The 20,227-nt window shown below is 56.5% G+C and carries 10 protein-coding genes and 6 pseudogenes; 12 read left to right on the top strand and 4 right to left on the bottom strand.

Annotated elements, in window-relative coordinates:
• Positions 1-157 precede the first annotated feature (157 nt).
• The 4 genes and pseudogenes from cydD (at position 158) to infA (ending at position 4,705) form a co-directional block, all read left to right on the top strand.
• On the top strand, positions 158-1,930 hold the full coding sequence (cydD, locus tag O1V66_RS11275; protein WP_045046862.1) for a heme ABC transporter permease/ATP-binding protein CydD: 1,773 nt from the start codon (positions 158-160) through the stop codon (positions 1,928-1,930).
• Positions 1,927-3,587 (top strand): annotated as a pseudogene (gene cydC / locus O1V66_RS11280) (heme ABC transporter ATP-binding protein/permease CydC). The gene cydD and the pseudogene cydC overlap by 4 nt, the downstream one beginning before the upstream one ends.
• Positions 3,588-3,656: 69 nt before the next feature.
• On the top strand, positions 3,657-4,385 hold the full coding sequence (aat, locus tag O1V66_RS11285; protein ID WP_269127454.1) for a leucyl/phenylalanyl-tRNA--protein transferase: 729 nt from the start codon (positions 3,657-3,659) through the stop codon (positions 4,383-4,385).
• Between the two features lie 101 nt (positions 4,386-4,486).
• Positions 4,487-4,705, top strand: coding sequence for a translation initiation factor IF-1 (gene infA, locus O1V66_RS11290; protein ID WP_002211347.1), 219 nt, complete (start codon positions 4,487-4,489; stop codon positions 4,703-4,705).
• 245 nt (positions 4,706-4,950) lie between these two features.
• Here the strand turns inward: infA and clpA are convergent, their stop codons facing one another.
• Together clpA and clpS are read right to left on the bottom strand one after the other, a co-directional pair.
• Positions 4,951-7,230, bottom strand: coding sequence for an ATP-dependent Clp protease ATP-binding subunit ClpA (gene clpA, locus O1V66_RS11295; RefSeq protein WP_045046345.1), 2,280 nt, complete (start codon positions 7,228-7,230; stop codon positions 4,951-4,953).
• A 27-nt stretch (positions 7,231-7,257) separates the two neighbouring features.
• Positions 7,258-7,579 (bottom strand): annotated as a pseudogene (gene clpS / locus O1V66_RS11300) (ATP-dependent Clp protease adapter ClpS).
• A 414-nt stretch (positions 7,580-7,993) separates the two neighbouring features.
• Between clpS and cspD the strand changes: the two are divergent.
• On the top strand, positions 7,994-8,215 hold the full coding sequence (cspD, locus tag O1V66_RS11305) for a cold shock-like protein CspD (protein ID WP_045046343.1): 222 nt from the start codon (positions 7,994-7,996) through the stop codon (positions 8,213-8,215).
• 290 nt (positions 8,216-8,505) lie between these two features.
• Complete coding sequence (locus tag O1V66_RS11310; RefSeq protein ID WP_045046342.1) at positions 8,506-9,447, top strand: VirK/YbjX family protein; 942 nt, start codon at positions 8,506-8,508, stop codon at positions 9,445-9,447.
• A 175-nt stretch (positions 9,448-9,622) separates the two neighbouring features.
• Here O1V66_RS11310 and O1V66_RS11315 read toward each other — a convergent pair whose 3' ends face one another.
• Positions 9,623-11,506 carry an ATP-dependent nuclease gene (locus O1V66_RS11315; protein ID WP_045046341.1) on the bottom strand — a complete coding sequence of 628 codons (1,884 nt, stop codon included), beginning with the start codon at positions 11,504-11,506 and terminating at the stop codon, positions 9,623-9,625.
• A gap of 186 nt (positions 11,507-11,692) precedes the next feature.
• On the opposite strand from O1V66_RS11315, the gene O1V66_RS11320 reads away from it, so the two are divergent.
• The 5 genes and pseudogenes from O1V66_RS11320 to O1V66_RS11340 all read left to right on the top strand — a co-directional run bounded on the left by O1V66_RS11320 (position 11,693) and on the right by O1V66_RS11340 (position 18,290).
• Positions 11,693-12,592, top strand: coding sequence for a LysO family transporter (locus tag O1V66_RS11320; RefSeq protein WP_045046340.1), 900 nt, complete (start codon positions 11,693-11,695; stop codon positions 12,590-12,592).
• Between the two features lie 99 nt (positions 12,593-12,691).
• Positions 12,692-14,414, top strand: a pseudogene (gene poxB, locus O1V66_RS11325) (ubiquinone-dependent pyruvate dehydrogenase).
• A 110-nt stretch (positions 14,415-14,524) separates the two neighbouring features.
• The gene (ltaE, locus tag O1V66_RS11330) at positions 14,525-15,538 is read left to right on the top strand and encodes a low-specificity L-threonine aldolase (RefSeq protein ID WP_072045038.1); all 1,014 of its coding nucleotides are present in this window, start codon (positions 14,525-14,527) and stop codon (positions 15,536-15,538) included.
• Between the two features lie 86 nt (positions 15,539-15,624).
• A pseudogene (locus O1V66_RS11335) lies at positions 15,625-17,096 on the top strand (DUF2867 domain-containing protein).
• A 162-nt stretch (positions 17,097-17,258) separates the two neighbouring features.
• The gene (locus O1V66_RS11340; protein WP_045046337.1) at positions 17,259-18,290 is read left to right on the top strand and encodes an NAD-dependent epimerase/dehydratase family protein; all 1,032 of its coding nucleotides are present in this window, start codon (positions 17,259-17,261) and stop codon (positions 18,288-18,290) included.
• Here the strand turns inward: O1V66_RS11340 and O1V66_RS11345 are convergent.
• Positions 18,287-19,136: pseudogene (locus O1V66_RS11345) on the bottom strand (N-acetylmuramoyl-L-alanine amidase). The gene O1V66_RS11340 and the pseudogene O1V66_RS11345 sit on opposite strands and share 4 nt — an antisense overlap.
• A 331-nt stretch (positions 19,137-19,467) precedes the next feature.
• Between O1V66_RS11345 and artP the strand changes: the two are divergent.
• A pseudogene (artP, locus tag O1V66_RS11350) lies at positions 19,468-20,195 on the top strand (arginine ABC transporter ATP-binding protein ArtP).
• Positions 20,196-20,227 lie beyond the last annotated feature (32 nt).

Below are 20,227 nucleotides of genomic sequence, written 5' to 3' on the forward strand. Positions count from 1 at the left end.
GGTCGCCTTTTTTATTGCGGCTTTTTCTCGGCCTCAAGTGTTCATCTCGCGAAAGACCCTGTAGACTATGCGGGCTTTCCATTTCGCCTGGAAATCAGGGTTGGAAGCACCTTGGCGTGCTTTTGGAATCACCTATTCTGCATTCGGGCTTCGCGCAATGAATAAAACACGGCAACAAGAACTCCTCCGCTGGCTCAAACAACAGAGCGGCCGAGCGAAAAAATGGACGCGGCTTTCCATGATGCTCGGCCTGCTTTCCGGTCTGCTGATTCTGGCGCAGGCATGGCTGCTCGCAGGGTTGCTGCATCATCTTGTCGTTCTGCACACTCCACGCAGCGCACTGTGGCAAAACTTTCTCTTTCTGGCGCTCACCTTTGTGCTGCGCGCGGGCGTCACCTGGCTGCGCGAACAGGTCGGCTTTATCTGCGGTCGCCTTGTTCGCGAGGCGATGCGAAAACAGGTGCTGGATCGCCTGCATCAACTTGGCCCGGCCTGGATAAAAGGCAAACCGGCCGGAAGCTGGGCAACGCTTATCCTCGAGCAAATCGAAGAGATGCAGGACTATTACGCGCGCTATCTTCCGCAAATTTCACTGGCGGGGATCATTCCACTGCTGATTCTGGTCAGCGTCTTTCCGATTAACTGGGCTGCCGGCCTGATTCTGCTGGTCACCGCCCCGCTCATTCCGCTGTTTATGGCGCTGGTCGGCATGGGCGCGGCGGATGCCAATCGCCGCAACTTTCAGGCACTGGCGCGGCTCGGCGGACAATTTCTCGACAGCCTGCGCGGGCTTGACACGCTACGGCTGTTCAACCGCGCCGAGGCCGAGCTTGCGCAAATAACCGCCTCGACAGAGGATTTCCGCGCCCGCACGATGGACGTGCTGCGACTGGCCTTTCTCTCATCCGCCGTGCTGGAATTTTTTGCCTCGATTTCCATTGCCGTGGTCGCCGTATACTTTGGTTTTTCCTATATGGGCGAGCTGAATTTCGGGCATTACGGCACGCCGATCACCCTGTTTTCGGGCTTTCTGGTGCTGATTCTGGCACCCGAGTTTTTCCAGCCGCTGCGCGATCTCGGGGTATTTTATCATGCCAAGGCGCAGGCCGTGGGCGCGGCAGAAAGTCTGGTCGCCTTTTTAGGTGCCGAAGGGACACCTCCTTCCTGCGGTCAACAGCCCTGGAAAGATGCCGGTCCTGTCACCCTCGAGGCCCTCGACCTCATCGTGCTTTCGCCGCAGGGCGAGAGACTCGCGGGTCCCCTTAACTTTACGCTGGCAGCGGGCCGCCGTGTGGCGATTGTCGGGCTGAGCGGCGCCGGTAAAAGTTCGCTGCTCAACGTCTTGCTCGGGTTTTTACCCTATCGCGGTCAACTGCGGGTCAACGGCTGCGAGCTGCGCGAGATTGCGGTAGACGACTGGCGGCAGCACCTCGGCTGGGTAGGGCAAAACCCTCATCTGCCGGAATCCACGATAAGGGAAAACATTATGCTGGGTCAGCCGAACGTCGGCCTGCAACGGCTCGAAGACGCTATCTTGCAGGCCCATGTCGATGAATTTACCGCGCAGCTGCCACAGGGAATCGACACGCCTATCGGCGAAGAGGCGGCGCGGCTTTCCGTCGGGCAGGCGCAGCGTGTGGCCGTGGCTCGCGCCCTTTTGTCTCCATGCGCACTTTTGCTGCTCGACGAACCGGCGGCGAGCCTCGATGCCGACAGCGAACGGCGGGTGATGCACGCGCTCAATCAGGCGGCGAAACGCCAGACCACGCTGCTGGTCACGCATCGGCTTGAAGACACCGCGCAGTATGACGAGGTGTGGGTCATGGAAAACGGCATGCTGGTCGAGCAAGGTCATTATCAGCCGCTGGTTGCCCGCAACGGGCGGTTTGCCAGCCTGCTCACTCAGCGCATTTCGGAGCCACAGTCATGAGAACCTTGCTGCCGTTTCTGGCGCTTTACCGCCGCCACTGGATTCGCATGGCCCTCGGGATTTTGCTTGCCATTGTGACACTGCTGGCCAGCATCGGCCTGCTGACCCTGTCGGGTTGGTTCCTGGCTGCCGCCTCGCTCGCGGGGCTGGCCGGGATCTACAGCTTTAACTACATGCTTCCCGCGGCAGGCGTGCGCGGAGCTGCCATTATTCGCACCGCCGGACGCTATGCCGAAAGACTCGCCAGCCACGACGCCACCTTCCGCGTGCTGGCGCATCTGCGTGTATTTACGTTCAGTAAACTGCTGCCGCTCACGCCGGGCGGACTGGCAGGCTTTCAGAAAGCTGAACTGCTGAACCGGCTGGTGGCCGATGTCGATACCCTCGACCATCTGTATCTGCGGGTGATTTCTCCGCTGATCGCCGCGCTGGCCGTTATTGTGGTGGTGACTTTCGGCATGAGTTTTCTGGATGTTCATCTGGCCCTGCTGCTGGGCGGCATCATGCTGGCGCTGCTTTTGCTGCTGCCCCTCGCGTTTTACCGCGCCGGAAAACCGCTCGGGCGTGACCTCACCCATCTGCGCGGCGAGTATCGTACGCAACTCGATGGCTGGTTGCAGGCGCAGGCCGAACTGGTGATTTTCGGGGCGCAGGCGAGTCGACGACAACAGCTGGATGCCGTCGAACGCCGCTGGATGCATCGCCAGCAGCAGCAAGCCAGACTCTCCGGACTTTCGCAGGCGCTAATGATTGCCGCCTCGGGCCTGACCGTTTGCCTGCTGTTATGGCTCGCGGCAGGGGTATCGACGCATTGCCCGAACCGGGTGCGCTGCTGGCGCTGTTTGTGTTCACGCCGCTGGCGGCCTTTGAAGCGCTGGGTCCCGTGGCGGGCGCGTTCCCGCATGTGGGTCAGGTTGTGGCCTCGGCAGAACGGGTCAGTCAGATTATCGGTCAGCAACCCGCTGTCACGTTTCCTATACAGGGCGCGTCTTCTGCGGCGACGGCGCACGTGTCGATACGGCACGTCAGCTTCCGTTACCCTTTTCAACCGTTCGAGGTGCTCAAAGACATTACGCTTGAAATCCGCGCGGGTGAGCACGTTGTGCTGCTTGGCAAAACCGGCTGCGGAAAATCGACGCTGGCACAACTGTTAACCCGCGCCTGGGACCCTCAGCAGGGCCATATTCTGCTTAACGGTGTTTCGTTGGAAGATTATCAACAATCGACCCTGCGCAGCATGGTGACCGTGTTAAGCCAGCGTGTTCACGTCTTTAACGCTACGCTTCGCGATAATCTGCTGCTTGCCGCGCCCGCCAGTGATGACGCGGCTCTTGCCGTGGCGTTAAGTCAGGTTGATTTGCAGGCATTACTGGAAAATAGCGGGCTTGATGCCTGGCTGGGTGAAGGCGGCCGTCAGCTTTCGGGCGGCGAACAGCGAAGGCTGGGGCTGGCGCGTGCCTTGCTGCACGATGCGCCGCTGTGGATCCTCGACGAGCCCACCGAAGGACTGGATGCCGAAACCGAGCGCCATATCCTGACGCTGCTCGACACCCATTGCCGAGATAAAACCCTGCTGCTTATCACGCATCGGCTGACAGGGCTGGAAAAAATGGATCGCCGAATCACGATGGAAGCAGGCAGGATAATTTCGCCCTAAACTCATCTATAATCAGGCAAACTTATTATATTTCAGGGAGCGCGCGCTCCCGCAGATTTCAGGAATGCTATGCGTCTGGTCCAGCTTTCAGCCCATTCAGTCGATTTTCCGCCGCCGGAAACTGCCCTGCGCCAGCCCGAGGGTCTGCTGGCGATTGGGGGCGATCTCTCCCCTCCCCGCCTGCTCAATGCCTATCGGCACGGGATTTTCCCGTGGTTCGAACCGGGCGAGGAGATTCTGTGGTGGTCGCCGGACCCGCGTGCCGTGCTGTACCCTGAAGAACGCCATATCAGCCGCAGCCTACGACGTTTTCTGCGGCAGACCGCGTATCGCTACACCCTGAATCGCGCCTTTGAACAGGTTATTCACGCCTGCGCCGAAGCCCGTCAGGACGGCACCTGGATAGGTCCGCTGGTGCAGCAGGGTTATCTTGCCCTGCATCATCAGGGTCATGCGCATTCGATTGAGGTCTGGTCTGGCGATGAACTGGTCGGCGGCATGTATGGTGTGGCGGTTGGCGGGCTGTTCTGCGGCGAGTCGATGTTTAGCCGCCGCGTCAATGCATCCAAGTGTGCAATAATGACTTTTTGCCACTATTTTACCGCAATTGGCGGAGAACCGATTGACTGTCAGGTCCTCAACCCTCACACTGCGTCGCTGGGTGCGAGAGAGATCCCCCGCCGCCAATTTTTGCAGCAGTTATCCCGACTTTCGCAACGCCAGTTGCCGCCGGAATGCTGGTTGCCCCAAGACTTACCCCCACATGACGTTGATTTGCCATCCCTCCTGATGGAATAGGGAATGAGTGCGGCAAACGCCAACAATTCTTTACATAATGTGGGTTTTTCGGCATTATCTTGCCGATTAAAAAACTATGGTAGTAACACCTAGAGGACTCGATGGCCAAAGAAGACAACATTGAAATGCAGGGCACCGTATTGGATACGTTGCCAAACACCATGTTCCGCGTTGAATTGGAAAACGGACACGTGGTAACCGCACACATCTCCGGTAAAATGCGCAAGAACTACATCCGCATCCTGACGGGCGACAAAGTCACTGTAGAGTTGACCCCGTACGACCTGAGCAAAGGCCGCATTGTCTTCCGTAGCCGCTGATAGGCTCGCTCATCGCTGATTTTTCTCGCGATACCTGAGGTTACCCATTTCGCTCTTCCCACATTCAGTAATGAAGCGTGGCGAGGGCGTTTTGTGATATCCGCTATTCAGAGCCTAATAAGCGGCTTCAGAAGATAATACAGATAACCGGTGAGCCTTTCGTTTGCCGGTAAATATCAATAAAAAAGGCGATGTTTTCACATCGCCTTTTTCTATTTTAACGCCTTGTGCCTTCTAAAGCGGGGTCAGTGAACCGCGCCCTCTTCTTTCAGCTTCTGCGCACTCATAAAGTGATAGGTCAGTTTGTCGGCCGCTTTGTCTAGTCCGACAGACACGGAACCGCCGTCAACCAGTGAACCAAACAGCAGTTCGTTGGCCAGCGGTTTCTTCAGGTTTTCCTGCACGGTACGCGTCATCGGGCGAGCGCCCATGGCACGGTCGTACCCTTTCACGGTCAGCCAGTCGCGCGCTTCGTCACTCACTTCAAGCGACACGCCTTTCGCATCCAGCTGAGCCTGCAGTTCGACGATAAACTTGTCGACAACCTGCTGGATAACCTCGGTGGACAGGTGGTTGAACCAAATCACGTTGTCCAGACGGTTGCGGAACTCTGGCGTAAACACTTTCTTGATCTCGTCCATGGCGTCAGGGCTGTTGTCCTGATGAATAAGACCAATCGATTTACGCTCGGTTTCACGCACACCGGCATTGGTGGTCATGACCAGTATCACGTTACGGAAATCGGCTTTGCGGCCGTTGTTATCGGTCAGCGTACCGTTGTCCATGACCTGCAGCAGCAGGTTGAAGACGTCTGGATGCGCTTTCTCGATTTCATCGAGCAGCACGACCGCGTGAGGATGCTTGATAACCGCATCGGTCAGCAGACCGCCCTGATCGAAACCAACATAGCCTGGAGGCGCACCGATCAGACGGCTCACGGTGTGACGCTCCATATATTCCGACATATCGAAACGCAGCAGTTCGATGTCCAGCGCTTTCGCAAGCTGAAGCGTGACCTCGGTTTTCCCGACACCGGTCGGACCGGCAAACAGGAAGGAACCGACAGGCTTGCGGTCCTGGCTCAGACCGGCACGGCTCATCTTGATAGCTTCGGTCAGCGCTTCGACGGCGTTGTCTTGTCCGAATACCAGCATTTTCAGGCGATCGCCGAGGTTTTTCAGCACATCGCGGTCGGTGGCTGACACGGTTTTCTCCGGAATGCGGGCAATACGGGCAACCACGCTTTCGATATCGCTGACATTAACGGTTTTCTTGCGCTTGCTCACCGGCATCAGACGGGCACGCGCACCGGCTTCGTCAATGACGTCGATGGCTTTGTCCGGCAGATGACGGTCGTTGATGTATTTCACCGACAGTTCAACCGCAGCACGCACCGCCTTGGCGGTGTAACGCACGTCATGGTGCGCTTCGTACTTGGTTTTCAGGCCATTGATAATCTGCACCGTTTCTTCCGGAGAAGGCTCGGTGATATCAATTTTCTGGAAACGTCGGGCCAGCGCGCGATCTTTTTCGAAGATGCTGCTGAATTCCTGATACGTCGTTGAGCCGATCACACGGATCTTGCCGCTCGACAGCAGCGGTTTGATAAGATTCGCGGCATCAACCTGACCGCCGGACGCGGCACCTGCGCCGATGATAGTGTGGATCTCATCGATGAACAGAATGCTGTTCTTGTCCTGCTCGAGCTGTTTCAGCAAAGTCTTGAAGCGTTTTTCGAAATCGCCGCGGTATTTGGTTCCGGCAAGCAGTGAACCAATGTCCAGAGAATAGAGCGTGCAGTCGGCCATGATTTCCGGCACATCGCCCTGTTCAATACGCCAGGCGAGACCCTCGGCGATCGCTGTTTTACCTACGCCGGACTCACCCACCAGCAGCGGATTGTTCTTGCGACGGCGGCACAGCACCTGAATAGCACGTTCCAACTCTTTATCGCGGCCAATCAGCGGGTCGATGCCACCAACACGCGCCAACTGGTTAAGATTTGTGGTGAAGTTCTCCATACGATCTTCCCCTGCCGACTGCTCTTCGTTAACCGGGTTCTCCGCATTGTTCGGAGCCTGGCTCGCTTCGTCTTTACGCGTACCGTGGGAAATGAAGTTCACCACGTCAAGGCGGCTGACATCGTGCTTGCGCAACAGATAGGCAGCCTGAGATTCCTGTTCACTGAAGATGGCGACCAGCACGTTCGCGCCGGACACTTCACTTCGGCCTGAAGACTGCACATGGAAAACAGCGCGTTGCAGCACACGTTGGAAACTCAACGTCGGCTGGGTATCTCGCTCTTCTTCACTTGCAGGTAAAGTGGGTGTGGTCTGTTCGATGAAGGCTTCCAATTCCTGACGTAAGGCCACAAGATCGACCGTACAGGCCTCAAGCGCTTCACGAGCCGCCGGGTTGCTCAGCAACGCCAACAGCAGGTGCTCGACGGTCATAAACTCATGCCGGTGCTCGCGGGCTCTTGCGAAAGCCATATTGAGACTGAGTTCAAGTTCTTGATTGAGCATAGGCACCTCCCAAATAGATTGCCTTAATCAGGCTTTTTCCAGCGTACACAGCAACGGATGCTCGTTCTCCTTGGCGTAGCTATTCACATGTGCGACTTTGGTTTCAGCCACTTCCGCGGTGTAGGTACCGCATACGGCCTTGCCTTTATAGTGCACTGTAAGCATCAGTTGCGTTGCACGTTCAATATCATAAGAAAAGAACTTTTGCAGAAACGTCAATCACAAATTCCATTGGAGTGTAATCGTCGTTGTTTAATATAACTTTATACATAGATGGCGGTTTTAGCTCTTCCTTTTGCTTGTCCGCTGCCAAATGTTCAAAATTTTGCCAATCTTGATTGTCGCCCATCGCCTGTCCGTACCTTTTGTATCTTGAATACTGTTGAAGACCGTCCAAATCGACACGCGACGAAAGCGCTGCTGCTTTTTCTCTCGTCCGGTCACTGGAGCACTTCAGCTATTTTATCATTTTTTGAGCATCCTTGCCGCAGGTGATAGGTTGCGATTTTTTTCAGACTGATTGACACAAAATCCGCTTAAAAAATCTTAATATCGTTACCTGCTTCAAACTTTGAATAACTGCCTGCCCCGGACAATTAGTCCTCTCTTGACGTCTTAGACTAATACACTAGAGTGTAAATTTATAAGCCGGATGAGCTATTGCACATCCTCCTTTTTCACGTATTTTCGTGCATAAATACGTCTAAAATCGGGCTTTAACTCTTTATAACTGCCATCTTAGTCATGAGAGGGATGTGAGAGCATGGAGACGGGTACTGTTAAATGGTTCAATAATGCCAAGGGTTTCGGTTTCATCTGTCCTTTGGGCGGCGGCGAGGACATCTTCGCCCACTACTCCACCATCAAAATGGAGGGTTATCGAACACTCAAGGCAGGGCAACAGGTCAGCTATGATGTTCATGAAGGCCCTAAAGGAAACCATGCCAGCATTATCATTCCAGTTGAAACCGAAGCGGTCGCCTGACCGGCCCACTCAACGTCGGGTGATAACAGCAGACAATCATGCAAACTTGATAAAATACCAGTCGCTGTTGGCTGGTATTTTATTTATGGGGAGAAAGTTTCGCTCTTCAAGCGTTCTATTCAAAATAATTTAACTTTATTTTATCGCCGTCTGCTCACGCCGTGCGTGTCATCAAGATAAACCCTTCATAAACAGCTTAATAAGACTGTTAACTCGCCCTATTATCGTTGCAATCTGGTTTAGCGTTCTGCTGCTCAAATAGCGCCAATTTCCCCTATTGGTCTATTACTATGTCGACGCTAAGCTTACCTTCATCGCAATCCACACCGCAATCCGGCCTGGCGCTACTTTGCTCGCTGATAACCGGTCACGCCATGCCCGGCAGAATGTGGCGAAAATTTTCGTATCGCCTGAAGTTTATGGCACGCAGTCTGTTTTACCCACGTGCCACCCTTCAGGTCATGAACCAGCTGGCGGCACATCCGCTCAGGGACGAAATTCTGCTGGCCCAGCCCACCTTACCCTGCAAGGTGCATCGCCCCTATCTGGCGGCCAATATGACACGCAGACAGCACGTGCAAGGCCTGTGCGATCATTATCAGTTTATCCGCGACAGGATGCCGCTTGCCCTGCAACTCGGCCATCTCTCCGCTACGCCGCTGAAACTTGCAACCTTTGCAGGAAAAGACCAGACCCTTTTTTCCATCGCCATGAATGCCACACAACACGTCGATAAAGAAGGCGAAATAACCTTAAGGTTTATCGATAAAAATAATACGGCGCTGGCTAACATCACCTTTGCGTTTATTCATCTCGACTCCTTACCCACGTTATTTATCGGGGCAATTCAGGGACCCGCGCAACATATTGAACATCAACATATTCAACAGGCGACTAAAGCCTGCCACGGACTCTTTCCCAAGCGGATATTAATGGAAGCCGTCTTGTTGATAGCCGATAAAATGAATATGCAGCAGGTGTTTGCCGTCGGGAATAAAACGCATATCTATGAATGCCCGCGCTATAACAAACGTAAAAAGTTTGTCTTTGCCGATTACGACGCCTTCTGGCAAACCCTCGGCGCGCATCAGCACAGCAACGGCTATTACCATTTTCCCCTTCAGGTGACCCACAAATCGCTGGACGATATCGCCAGCAAGAAACGCGCAGAATACCGCCGCCGCTATCAACTGCTCGACGATATGGAAATGCAGATAAGGGAGAAATTCTGATTTTCAAGTGTGAAGCATAGGCTCTACACCCGAAGTTAGTGAACAAATGGGATAGGCAAAGTAGTTGAAGTTGTAGCAAGGCGGCAAGTAAGCAAATCCCCGGGAGCTGACATAAGTCAGTGACCGGGGTGCGCGCGCGTAGCCAACACCGCTACAGCTTCAAATACGAAGCCTATTAGTCTGCACGCCCACGCGCGAGCCAGGCTACACGCGAAAACATCTGCTTCAACACCGTCGGCACTGCACCTCCGCCGCGCCCTGCCGCCGCCATCGCGACTTCTATTGCCAGATCCGGCTTTGAACTGCGGCGTACCGCGTTTTCGATGATTTGTCGTGTCGAGACATTGGCGTGCTCCGGCGTGCCTGCTGCGCGTCGGTATACTTCTTCGAAACCATGGCGATAAAGATAATTTTCGATGTCCATTGCGGGAAATGCCGTCAATCGATGACGCAGCATTTCGTCGTTGTTCTCGACCATGCTGGAAACGGTTGCGGCATATTTCTTGCCTGCTTCATCGCCGTCCACCAGCACGTGCCACTCGATACCCATCTGACGGGCAAAGCGCAGCAGCGGTTTTAATCCGCTTTGCGCGAATTCGATAACCTTGATGCCCTCCGACTCGAAATTGTAGCCGCACTGACGCGCCAGCTGGTTTAATAGCCAGACCTCCGTTTCGCCCTCAACCAGCAGCCAGCAACGGGCAAACAGCGACGACGGACGACTGTAGCGAATGTGGAAGGCTATGCGACGGCTGTCTTCCGAACTCATGCCCTGCGGCCCGATGCGGTAGGCGGCCACCTTGCCGGACTCTCTGACCAGTCGGCAAATCTGCTCGACCGGCACCAGCGACAGCAAGTCGCCGGAGTTGGTGGTGGTAATGCGTTGCAAAGGGAGCTGTTCGAGCAAGCCCCACGCCACCGACAGCATGATCGGGTGCAGGCGGGTTTCGGGGTCTTCTATCAGCAACAGCGGTCGCGCGTCGGGATGCAGGGCTACGGAACCCTTGGCCTGCAACAGCGTCGAGAACATGGCGAGCAGCATCACGCGCATACTGCGGCTGTTGGGTTCGGCAATCATTTGGTTGATGTTATTCAACGAACGCCACGCCTGACGGCTTTCGGCCCTGCCCTGACGTTTCTGCTGCCAGGTATGCCGGTTGCGACGACGCTCTTCGGCAAGCCCTGTGGCGCTCCCTTTATCACTTCGCATTTCAGGCAGAGTCGACAGAACTCCCTTTGCCCCGCCGCCCGTGGCTTCGAGGTGAGTGACGGCCTGTTTGTCTGCGCCGAAACTGCCGGGGGTAAAACTGTTCATACCAAAGTAGTGCTCGAGCAGTTGCTGCATCGCCGCCAGACCCTGACGCAATTCGGCGTTGGTCAACAGCTGCGGATTGTGAACCAGCCCCTGCGTCAGTTCGTCGAGCTGACGCGCCAGACTGGCGTTGTCCTGCTGCAACTGCGGCGCGAGATCTTCCTTGCTTATCCGGCGGATGAAACGGGCATCGCGCAGGCGCAGTACCGGGTGCAGTCTGATCAGGGCTTTCGCCAGAGGATCGATGGTGGTCAGTGCCAGCGGCTCACCGTTTGCCGACAAAAAGGTTCGCCAGGTGGCCACGCTGCCGTCATCGTCCATTTCGCCTTCGAGACGATAATAGATGCGGTTCAGTTTATCGCTACAGCGCACCCACAGCGGCGACAGCGGATTGAAACGCGGCGACATGTGGTTGCCCGGCTGATTCTCGCAGAAAGTAAACACCACATGCAGGTAGCGCTGCTTCTCTTTCAGCTCACCGGCCGGAAAATGGAAATCCTGTTCCTGAAAACAGTAGAGGTCGGATTCGGGCGACAACAGCAGGCTCAGCGCGTCGAGCAGGCTGGATTTACCCCATGCATTCTCGCCCAGCAGCACCGTATTGGTGTTGAGCGTGCCCTGATGCGTCGTCGGACGCGCAGTGCTGAGTGCGTCAAGTGCCACCCCGCGCCGGTCAGGCTGGGTCAGAGTCAACGAGAGGCGGTTTATCCCCCGGAATCCGGCGATATCGATATGCTCAAGATACATTGGCACCTCCCGTGCAGCGTTTATTCCCGTTCGGGTTCCTCATCCGAGGATGACGACAAAATGGGGTGTTGGTCAAGCAACGATAAGAAAACGCGCGATGCCCTGCTACCGAACTTTACTCTACAGGGCATTTTCGCTAGGTTGTGGCACGTTTTCTTCCTCTATCAATATGGACGTTGTTTTTCTATGTATTCTGGACTGCTCATCATTCTTGTTCCCCTTGTTCTGGGGTATCTGATCCCGGTCAAAAATCGCGGGCTTCTGCATCTTGTGAATCAAATGCTGAGCTGGATGGTCTACGTTATCCTGTTCATTATGGGCATCAGTCTGGCGTTTCTCGACAATCTCGGCACCAACTTATTAATGATTTTCCGATACAGCTCGGTCTTTTTTGTCTGTATTTTTGCCATCAACCTTTTCGCTCTGTGGTTGCTTGAGCGCCGCAAGCCGTGGAAATCGAAATATCAACAGGAAGCCCTGCCGTCAAGATTGCGCATGGCGCTGGACTCGCTGCGCCTGTGCGGCGTGGTGGTGGCCGGATTCATGCTCGGCCTGACGCAATGGCACTGGCTGACCTACGCCGGAGAAGCCAGCGAAGCCGCGCTGATTTTCCTGCTGGTGCTGGTCGGGCTGCAACTGGGCAACAGCAGCATGACGCTGCGCCAGATTGTGCTTAATCGCCGCGGCATGCTGGTGGCCGGCGTGGTGGGCATTGCCTCGCTCGGCGGCGGCCTGATTGCCGCCCTGCTGCTCGGCCTGCCGCTGAAAACCGGACTCGCGGTCGCTTCGGGGTATGGCTGGTATTCCCTGTCGGGCATCGTGCTGACCGACGCGTTTGGACCGGTCATCGGCAGTGCCGCCTTTTTCAACGATTTGGCCCGCGAACTCTGCGCCATCATGCTTATCCCGACGTTGGTGCGCACCAGTCGCTCCTCGGCGCTCGGGCTTTGCGGTGCGACCTCGATGGACTTCACCCTGCCGGTTCTGCAACGCAGCGGTGGACTCGATATGGTCCCGGCCGCCGTGGTACACGGCTTTGTACTAAGCCTGATTGCCCCGATTTTAATGGCCGTCTTCTCGTCCTGAAAAACTTATCGTCTATGCTTACCCCCAGTGCTTTTAAATTTATTGAAACCGCAGGCCTTTTTCCTGCGGTAATAAAAACAGTAAACACCGGAGGGATTCATGAAACAAACCGTCGCGGCATTCATCGCAAAAACGCTCGAAGAGGCTGGAGTCAAAAGAATTTGGGGCGTTACGGGCGATTCGCTGAACGGCCTGAGTGACAGCCTCAACCGCATGGGCACCATCGAGTGGCTCGGGACGCGTCACGAAGAGGTGGCAGCCTTTGCCGCCGGTGCCGAAGCGCAGATTACCGGCAAACTCGCCGTGTGCGCAGGCTCCTGCGGACCGGGCAACCTGCATTTAATCAATGGCCTGTTCGAATGCCATCGCAGCCACGTGCCTGTGGTCGCCATTGCCGCACATATTCCTTCCAGCGAAATCGGCAGCGGCTATTTTCAGGAAACGCATCCGACCGAACTGTTTCGGGAGTGCAGCCACTACTGCGAAATGGTAACCAACCCCGAACAGCTGCCGCAGGTGCTGGGCATCGCGATGCGCAAGGCGATTCTGAACAAGGGCGTTTCAGTCATCGTCGTACCGGGCGATGTGGCGCTGCTACCGGCTCCGGAAGGGGCAGACACCACGTGGTATCAGCCTCTCCTGCCGGTGGTTCATCCGCCACGCTCGGAGCTGGACAAGCTTGCAGAAACTGCTCAACGGTTCGGCCAACATCACGCTGATGTGCGGCAGTGGCTGTGCGGGCGCGCATCAGGAAGTGGTTCAGCTTGCCGAAACGCTGAAAGCGCCGGTTGTTCACGCCCTGCGCGGCAAGGAATACGTGGAATGGGACAACCCGTACGACGTCGGCATGACCGGGCTGATTGGTTTCTCGTCGGGCTATCACGCGATGATGAACGCCGATACGCTGGTGCTGCTCGGCACGCAGTTCCCCTATCGCGCCTTCTATCCGTCCGATGCCAACATCATTCAGATTGATATTAATCCGGGCAGCATTGGCTCGCATTGCCACGTGGATATGGCGCTGGTCGGCGACATTAAATCGACCCTCACGGCGCTGCTGCCGAGTCTGGCGGCCAAGAGCGACACCCGCTTCCTCGACAAGGCGCGCAAGCACTATCTCGATGCGCGCAAAAGTCTGGACGACCTCGCCACCGCCAATGACAAGCAGGCGATTCACCCGCAATATCTGGCGCAGCAAATCAGCAAGTTTGCCGATGAAGATGCGATTTTCACCTGCGACGTCGGCACGCCGACCGTCTGGGCCTGTCGTTATCTGCAAATGAACGGCAAACGCCGTCTACTGGGCTCCTTCAACCACGGCTCCATGGCCAACGCCATGCCGCAGGCTATCGGTGCACAGGCTATCGACAGAAACCGTCAGGTCGTCGCGATGTGTGGCGACGGCGGCTTTGCGATGCTGATGGGCGATTTCCTGTCTATCGCGCAGCATAAACTGCCGGTCAAACTGGTGATTTTCAACAACAGTTCACTGGGTTTTGTGGCGATGGAGATGAAGGCCGGTGGCTATCTGACAGACGGCACCGAGCTGAACAATCCCGATTTTGCCGCCATTGCCGAGGCGACCGGCATCAAGGGCATTCGTCTTGAAAAAGCCTCCGACGTCGATGCCGCCCTGCAGGAAGCCTTCGCGCACGACGGCCCGGTACTTATCGACGCCCGTACCGCCAAGGAAGAACTCGCGATGCCGCCACAGATAAAAATGGAGCAGGCAAAGGGCTTTAGCCTCTATATGCTGCGCGCCATCATCAACGGTCGCGGTGATGAAGTCGTTGATTTGGCGAAAACTAACTGGCTGCGTTAGGGAAAGCGCTCTGCTTTTTGGCAATTTAGAGGTATATAGTGGAAGTCACATTCCCGGGGAGGCGCGTGTCGTCTCCTGTCTTTTAATGCCAAGAGTGAGAGGAAGCAACGTTGATCGATTTACGTAGTGACACCGTTACGCGCCCGAGTGAGGCGATGCGCAAGGCCATGTACCAGGCCGAAGTCGGCGATGATGTGTACGGCGATGACCCGACCGTCAACGCGCTGCAGGCGCAGGTTTGTGAACTAACCGGCAAGGAAGCCGCGCTGTTTTTCCCGACCGGAACTCAGGCCAACCTGGTTGCCCTGCTCTCTCACTGCCAGCGTGGCGACGAGTATATCGTCGGTCAGAAGGCCCATAACTACATGTATGAGGGCGGCGGTGCGGCCGTGCTCGGCAGTATTCAGCCTCAGCCGCTGGATATGGCCGAAGACGGCACAATCCCGCTCGACAAGGTCGCCGCCGCCATCAAGGCCGATGACATCCACTTCGCCCGTACCCGCCTGCTCAGCCTCGAAAATACCCACAGCGGCAAAGTGCTGCCGCTCGACTATCTGCAACGGGCCTTCGCCTTCACGCGCGAAAAAGGTCTGGCGCTGCATATCGACGGAGCACGCATCATGAATGCGGCGGTCGCGCTAGACGTTCCGCTGGGCGACATCACCCGTTATTGCGACACGCTGACAATCTGCCTGTCGAAAGGGCTGGGTACGCCGGTAGGTTCGGTGCTGTGCGGCAGCCGGGAGTTCATCCAGCGCGCCAACCGCTGGAGAAAAATGACCGGCGGCGGAATGCGCCAGTCGGGTATTCTGGCCGCAGCCGCGATTTATGCGCTGGAAAACAATGTGCAGCGCTTGCAGGAAGACCATGATAACGCCCGCTGGCTGGAACAGCAGCTGCGCGCCATCGGCCTCGACATCGTGGCACCCGGCGCGCAGACCAATATTCTGTATCTTCGCCAGTCTGCCGAAAGGGCGGCCCGACTGGGTCCGTGGATGCGCGAACGGGGCGTGCTTATCTCCTCCGCTCCGCTTACCCGTTTGATTACGCACATTAATATCAGCCGTCAGGATCTGGAGAAGGTTGTCGAACTGTGGCAGCGTTTCCTGCGCGATCCGGGCTAAACTACGGCCCGCAGAGGGAGCGAGTCGGGAGTTGACTCGCCGCCTGCGGGCATTTTCCTTGTCACTTTGAACGAGCAAAATGGAAGATGCCTTTATCTCACTTACAGACACGGGCAACCTCGGAGACACGCGTCGTCGTTCTCGGTGCCAGTGGCTATATCGGCCAGCATCTGGTTCCGCTGCTCCGTCAGCAGGGTTATCAGGTCACGGCCGCCGCAAGACGCCGTGACTGGCTGGTTGCACAGAAATGGCCGGGCGTGCGCTGCTGCTTTGCCGATGTCTATCACAATGCCAGCCTGCGTGATGCCTTTGCCGATGCCGATATCCTGATTTATCTGGTCCACGCCATGAGCGATGACGACGAGCTGTTCGAAAAAGAGCGTCAGGCGGCACAAAATACATTGCTGGCGCTGAAAGATTCGTCTATTCAGCAGGTTATCTATCTTGGCGCGATGCAGCCCGAAAAACCGTCTTCGACCCATTTGCAGGCCCGCAAGCTGACCGGCACGCTGTTTCGTATGGGCAGCATTCCGGTGACCGAACTGCGGGCAAGTATGGTTATCGGTCCGGGGTCCGCCGCCTTTGAAGTCATGCGCGACATGATTTACAACCTGCCCGTTCTCACACCGCCGAGCTGGGTGCGCAAGCACGCCTCGCCGATTGCACTGAATGACCTATTGTATTATCTCGCCGGACTGGTCGAGCATCCGGCCGAACAGCATCGGATCTTCGAGGCCGCCGGTCCCGAATACCTGAGTTATCGTCAGTTGATGGAGCGCTTTATCGCGTTGAGCGGCAAACGGCGCTGGCTGGTGCCGGTTCCCCTGCCGACGCAGCTGCTGACGCTGGCCTTTCTCAACCTTCTCACCTCGGTGCCTTCGCCGCTGGTGAAATCACTGATTCAGGGGTTACGTCAGGATTTACCGGCCAACAGTGACGCGCTGCGTCAACTGCTGCCCCGGCCGCTGACCACGATTGACGAGGCGATTAACCACACGCTCGCCACCGAGGCGCAGCAGGTATTGAATACGCCGGAATGGGCCAGCTCTCCCGATGCCCATCGGCGCTGGCGGCCGGGCTATGCCTTTTACCCGAAACAGGTCGGATTTCGTCTGGAAACCTCGGCCTCCACGCAGGCGATGTGGTCCGTGCTGCAACAGCTGGGGGCGAAGAAGGATTTTTCTATGCGCCCGCCCTGTGGCGTCTGCGCCAGCGTCTCGACCGGCTGGCGGGCAACAAGACTCGCCTCGGCCGTCCCGCTCGGCCAAAACTTGCGGTCGGTGACAGCATCGATGGCTGGACGGTCATCAGCCTGGTGCCGGAGAAATCCCTGACGCTGCTGTTTGGCATGAAAGCCCCCGGCCTCGGCAGGCTCACCTTTACGCTGAAAGATCATGGCGAACGGCGCAGTCTGGACATCAGCGCGTGGTGGCATCCGGCGGGCGCTCGCGGACTGTGTTACTGGTACGGCATGATGCCCGCCCATCTTTTCCTGTTCCGCGGGATGGCCAAACGAATCGCCAGTCTGGCGCGTCAAAAAGACCGTCGCGGCCACTGAAAACGGGGCCGGGCTATTTTGCAGGCAAACGCACTCCGAGGCTCACAACTTTCCCTGTTTCTCATTGCATAGAGTCTGATTTCACGAAAGAATGAGCGCCTATTTGCCCGTAAGGCAGGATAGCCTGCCGGGCAACGACATTTTTACGGAATTCGGATATTTATGAAGGTATTGGTTACCGGCGCAACCAGTGGTCCCGGCCGCAACGCAGTAGAATATCTGCGGAAAAAAGGCATCAAGGTGAGGGCCACGGGCCGCAATGCCGCGATGGGGCCGCTGCTTGAGAAACTGGGCGCAGAATTCATTCATGCCGACCTGACCCATCTGGTTTCCTCGCAGGCGAAAGTGCTGCTTGCCGACGTCGATACCCTCTGGCATTGCTCCGGCCTTAGCGCACCGTGGGGCAGCGAACAGGATTTCGAGCTGGCCAACGTTCGCGCCACCCGTCGTCTGGGCGAATGGGCTGCCGCCTATGGCGTCGAGAACTTTATTCATCTCTCGTCACCGGCTATTTATTTCGATTTTCACCACCATCGCAATATCAGCGAAGACTTTCGCCCTGCGCGCTTCGCCAACCAGTTTGCGCGCAGCAAGGCCGCCGCCGAACAGGTGATAACAACGCTTGCGCTGTCGAATCCGCAGACACGTTTCACCCTTTTGCGTCCGCAGGGGATTTTTGGTCCGCACGACAATGTGCTGCTGCCCAGACTGCTGCAAATGATCAAATACGGTACGCTGATGCTGCCGCGCGGCGGCGAGGCGCTGGTCGACATGACCTACGTGGAGAATGTCGCGCACGCCATGTGGCTGGCAACCGAAAGCCAGAATCACGCCTCGGGGCGCGCCTACAACATTTCCAACATGCAGCCGCGCCCTCTCAAGTCACTGATTGAACAGCTGATGAGCGGGCTTGACGTCAAATACCGCATTCGCTCGGTGCCGTATCCCCTGCTCGACATGATGGCGCGCGGCATGGAAAAACTGGGCCGCAAGCAGCACCACGAGCCGATGCTGACACACTACAGCGTTGCGAAGCTGAATTTTGATGTCACTCTCGACACGCAGCGCGCCGAAACCGAGCTGGGCTATCGCCCGATTGTCTCGCTCGACGAAGGGATCCGCCGCACCGCCGTCTGGCTGAAAGATCATGGCAAACTGCAAAAACAGCAAGGCATTGTCGGCCACCCGAACTAATCGCTGGTGGTCGGATACTGCTCAAGCAGCGCATCGACGATAGCCTCGCTCTCTGCATCCGCATTGCCGCGATAGTCCTGTTGCCTAAAATGCATCTGGAAAGCCGCAATCACCCGACGCTGCGCCTGCGGCGTCATATTTTCCGTGACCGGATATCCGTAACGCCCCAGCCTGTCGAGTAATCCCCGGGTATCGACCGGTTGCAGCGGCGCACGTCCCGCCAGCAAGACCCTGACGCGTTCGGCGTTCGGCCACGCCCCGATGCCGTGTTGCGCGAGTTGCTGCCACGGGAACAGCGGGCCGGGATCCTCTTTGCGCTGCGGCGCGATATCACTGTGCGCCACCACGTTTCTGCGGTTTTATCTGATAACGCGCGACGATGTCGCGACTGAGCGAGGTCAGCAAACTCATCTGCGCGGCCGGGAACGGATAGAATCGCCTGCCGAGAAGGCGGCGGGTATAGCCTTTATTGACCAGCTCGATGCCAATCGAGGTGTCATTGAGATTGGTTCTGCCGCGCCAGAAGCTGGCCCCCGCCTGCCACGCGCGCATCGATTCCGGCACCAGCTGCCAGGCGACCGGTTTCCCTTCGGCCAATGGCGGTTCTTCGGGAATCAGATAGTGGGCGCTCACGTGCTCGTCGGTCAGGGTGTTCAAGGCACTGTGAAAATCCTCGGCCGTGTAATGAATCACCAGAAAACGAATCCGCTGATCCGCCCCCTGCGCCTGACGAGATTGTTCCAGCACATAGCCCGCGAGAGGTTTTTGCGGGTTATGTGACTGACATCCCGCCAGTAACAGGAGGCTTGGCAAGATCAAATGCCGCCAATATGGTAAAAAGTTCATCGTCCTGCCTTTGCTGAATGAGCGCTTTATGTCTGGTAGAAGTGTAACGGGTGATGCAACATTAGAAATCGCTTTTATACTTATTCTTTCAACGCATTCAACGTTGGGCCATCAAGGATGAGGATGATTGAAAAGGAATTTTTTGCGGTCGGAGCTGAATTCCCGCATTTATTACGCATAAGTTAAGCATGCCTGTAACAGGGCGTTAACGAGATCTTATGCTAGCTTTATGATTCAGTCCGCACACAAATAAATTTTAACCCTCCTTTGTTGCATAACTATGCTACAGAGGGTACCCTCTGCGGCATTAATGGCTATTCAGTATTTGCGCATGAGTATTCAACTAAACAGTATCAACTGCTTCTACGGAGTCCATCAGGCTCTCTTTGACATCCAGCTCGAGTGCCCTGCGGGTGAAACTCTGGTGCTGCTCGGCCCAAGCGGCGCGGGTAAAGTTCGCTGCTGCGCGTGCTTAACCTGCTTGAAATGCCGCGTTCGGGCACGCTGCACATCGCCGGCAATCAATTCGACTTCCAGAAGAAGCCGGAAGAAAAGGCCATTCGCGAACTGCGTCAGAATGTGGGCATGGTGTTCCAGCAATACAACCTGTGGCCGCACCGTACCGTGCTCGACAACCTGCTCGAAGCGCCGTGCCGCGTATTGGGGTTAAGCAAGGAGGCCGCCCTCGCGCGCGCCGAGAAACTGCTGACGCGCCTGCGCCTCAACGACTATGCCAAACGCTATCCGCTTCACCTTTCCGGCGGTCAGCAGCAACGTGTGGCGATTGCCCGCGCGTTGATGATGGAGCCGCAGGTTCTGCTGTTTGACGAGCCGACCGCCGCGCTGGACCCGGAGATTACCGCACAAATCGTCAGCATCATTCGCGAGCTGTCTGCAACCGGCATTACACAGGTTATCGTCACGCATGAAGTCGACGTTGCCCGCAAAACGGCAACCCGCGTGGTGTACATGGAAAATGGCCGCATCGTTGAACAAGGCGATGCCAACTGCTTCGCGCAGCCGCAGACTCGCGAGTTTGCCAGCTATTTATCCCATTGATTCATATAAAATTATAGATTACCTAATGGAGT

Origin of the sequence: Rouxiella chamberiensis (genome assembly GCF_026967475.1) — a bacterium.
In the GTDB taxonomy this organism is placed as follows: Bacteria; Pseudomonadota; Gammaproteobacteria; order Enterobacterales; family Enterobacteriaceae; genus Rouxiella; species Rouxiella chamberiensis.

What these genes read in the sequence shown, in the direction of transcription:
- O1V66_RS11315 (WP_045046341.1), bottom strand. Translation starts at nt 11,506, where the DNA reads ATGTATCTTGAGCATATCGATATCGCCGGATTCCGGGGGATAAACCGC.
- clpA (WP_045046345.1), bottom strand. Translation starts at nt 7,230, where the DNA reads ATGCTCAATCAAGAACTTGAACTCAGTCTCAATATGGCTTTCGCAAGA.
- aat (WP_269127454.1), top strand. Translation starts at nt 3,657, where the DNA reads ATGCGTCTGGTCCAGCTTTCAGCCCATTCAGTCGATTTTCCGCCGCCG.
- infA (WP_002211347.1), top strand. Translation starts at nt 4,487, where the DNA reads ATGGCCAAAGAAGACAACATTGAAATGCAGGGCACCGTATTGGATACG.
- cydD (WP_045046862.1), top strand. Translation starts at nt 158, where the DNA reads ATGAATAAAACACGGCAACAAGAACTCCTCCGCTGGCTCAAACAACAG.
- cspD (WP_045046343.1), top strand. Translation starts at nt 7,994, where the DNA reads ATGGAGACGGGTACTGTTAAATGGTTCAATAATGCCAAGGGTTTCGGT.
- O1V66_RS11310 (WP_045046342.1), top strand. Translation starts at nt 8,506, where the DNA reads ATGTCGACGCTAAGCTTACCTTCATCGCAATCCACACCGCAATCCGGC.
- O1V66_RS11340 (WP_045046337.1), top strand. Translation starts at nt 17,259, where the DNA reads ATGAAGGTATTGGTTACCGGCGCAACCAGTGGTCCCGGCCGCAACGCA.
- O1V66_RS11320 (WP_045046340.1), top strand. Translation starts at nt 11,693, where the DNA reads ATGTATTCTGGACTGCTCATCATTCTTGTTCCCCTTGTTCTGGGGTAT.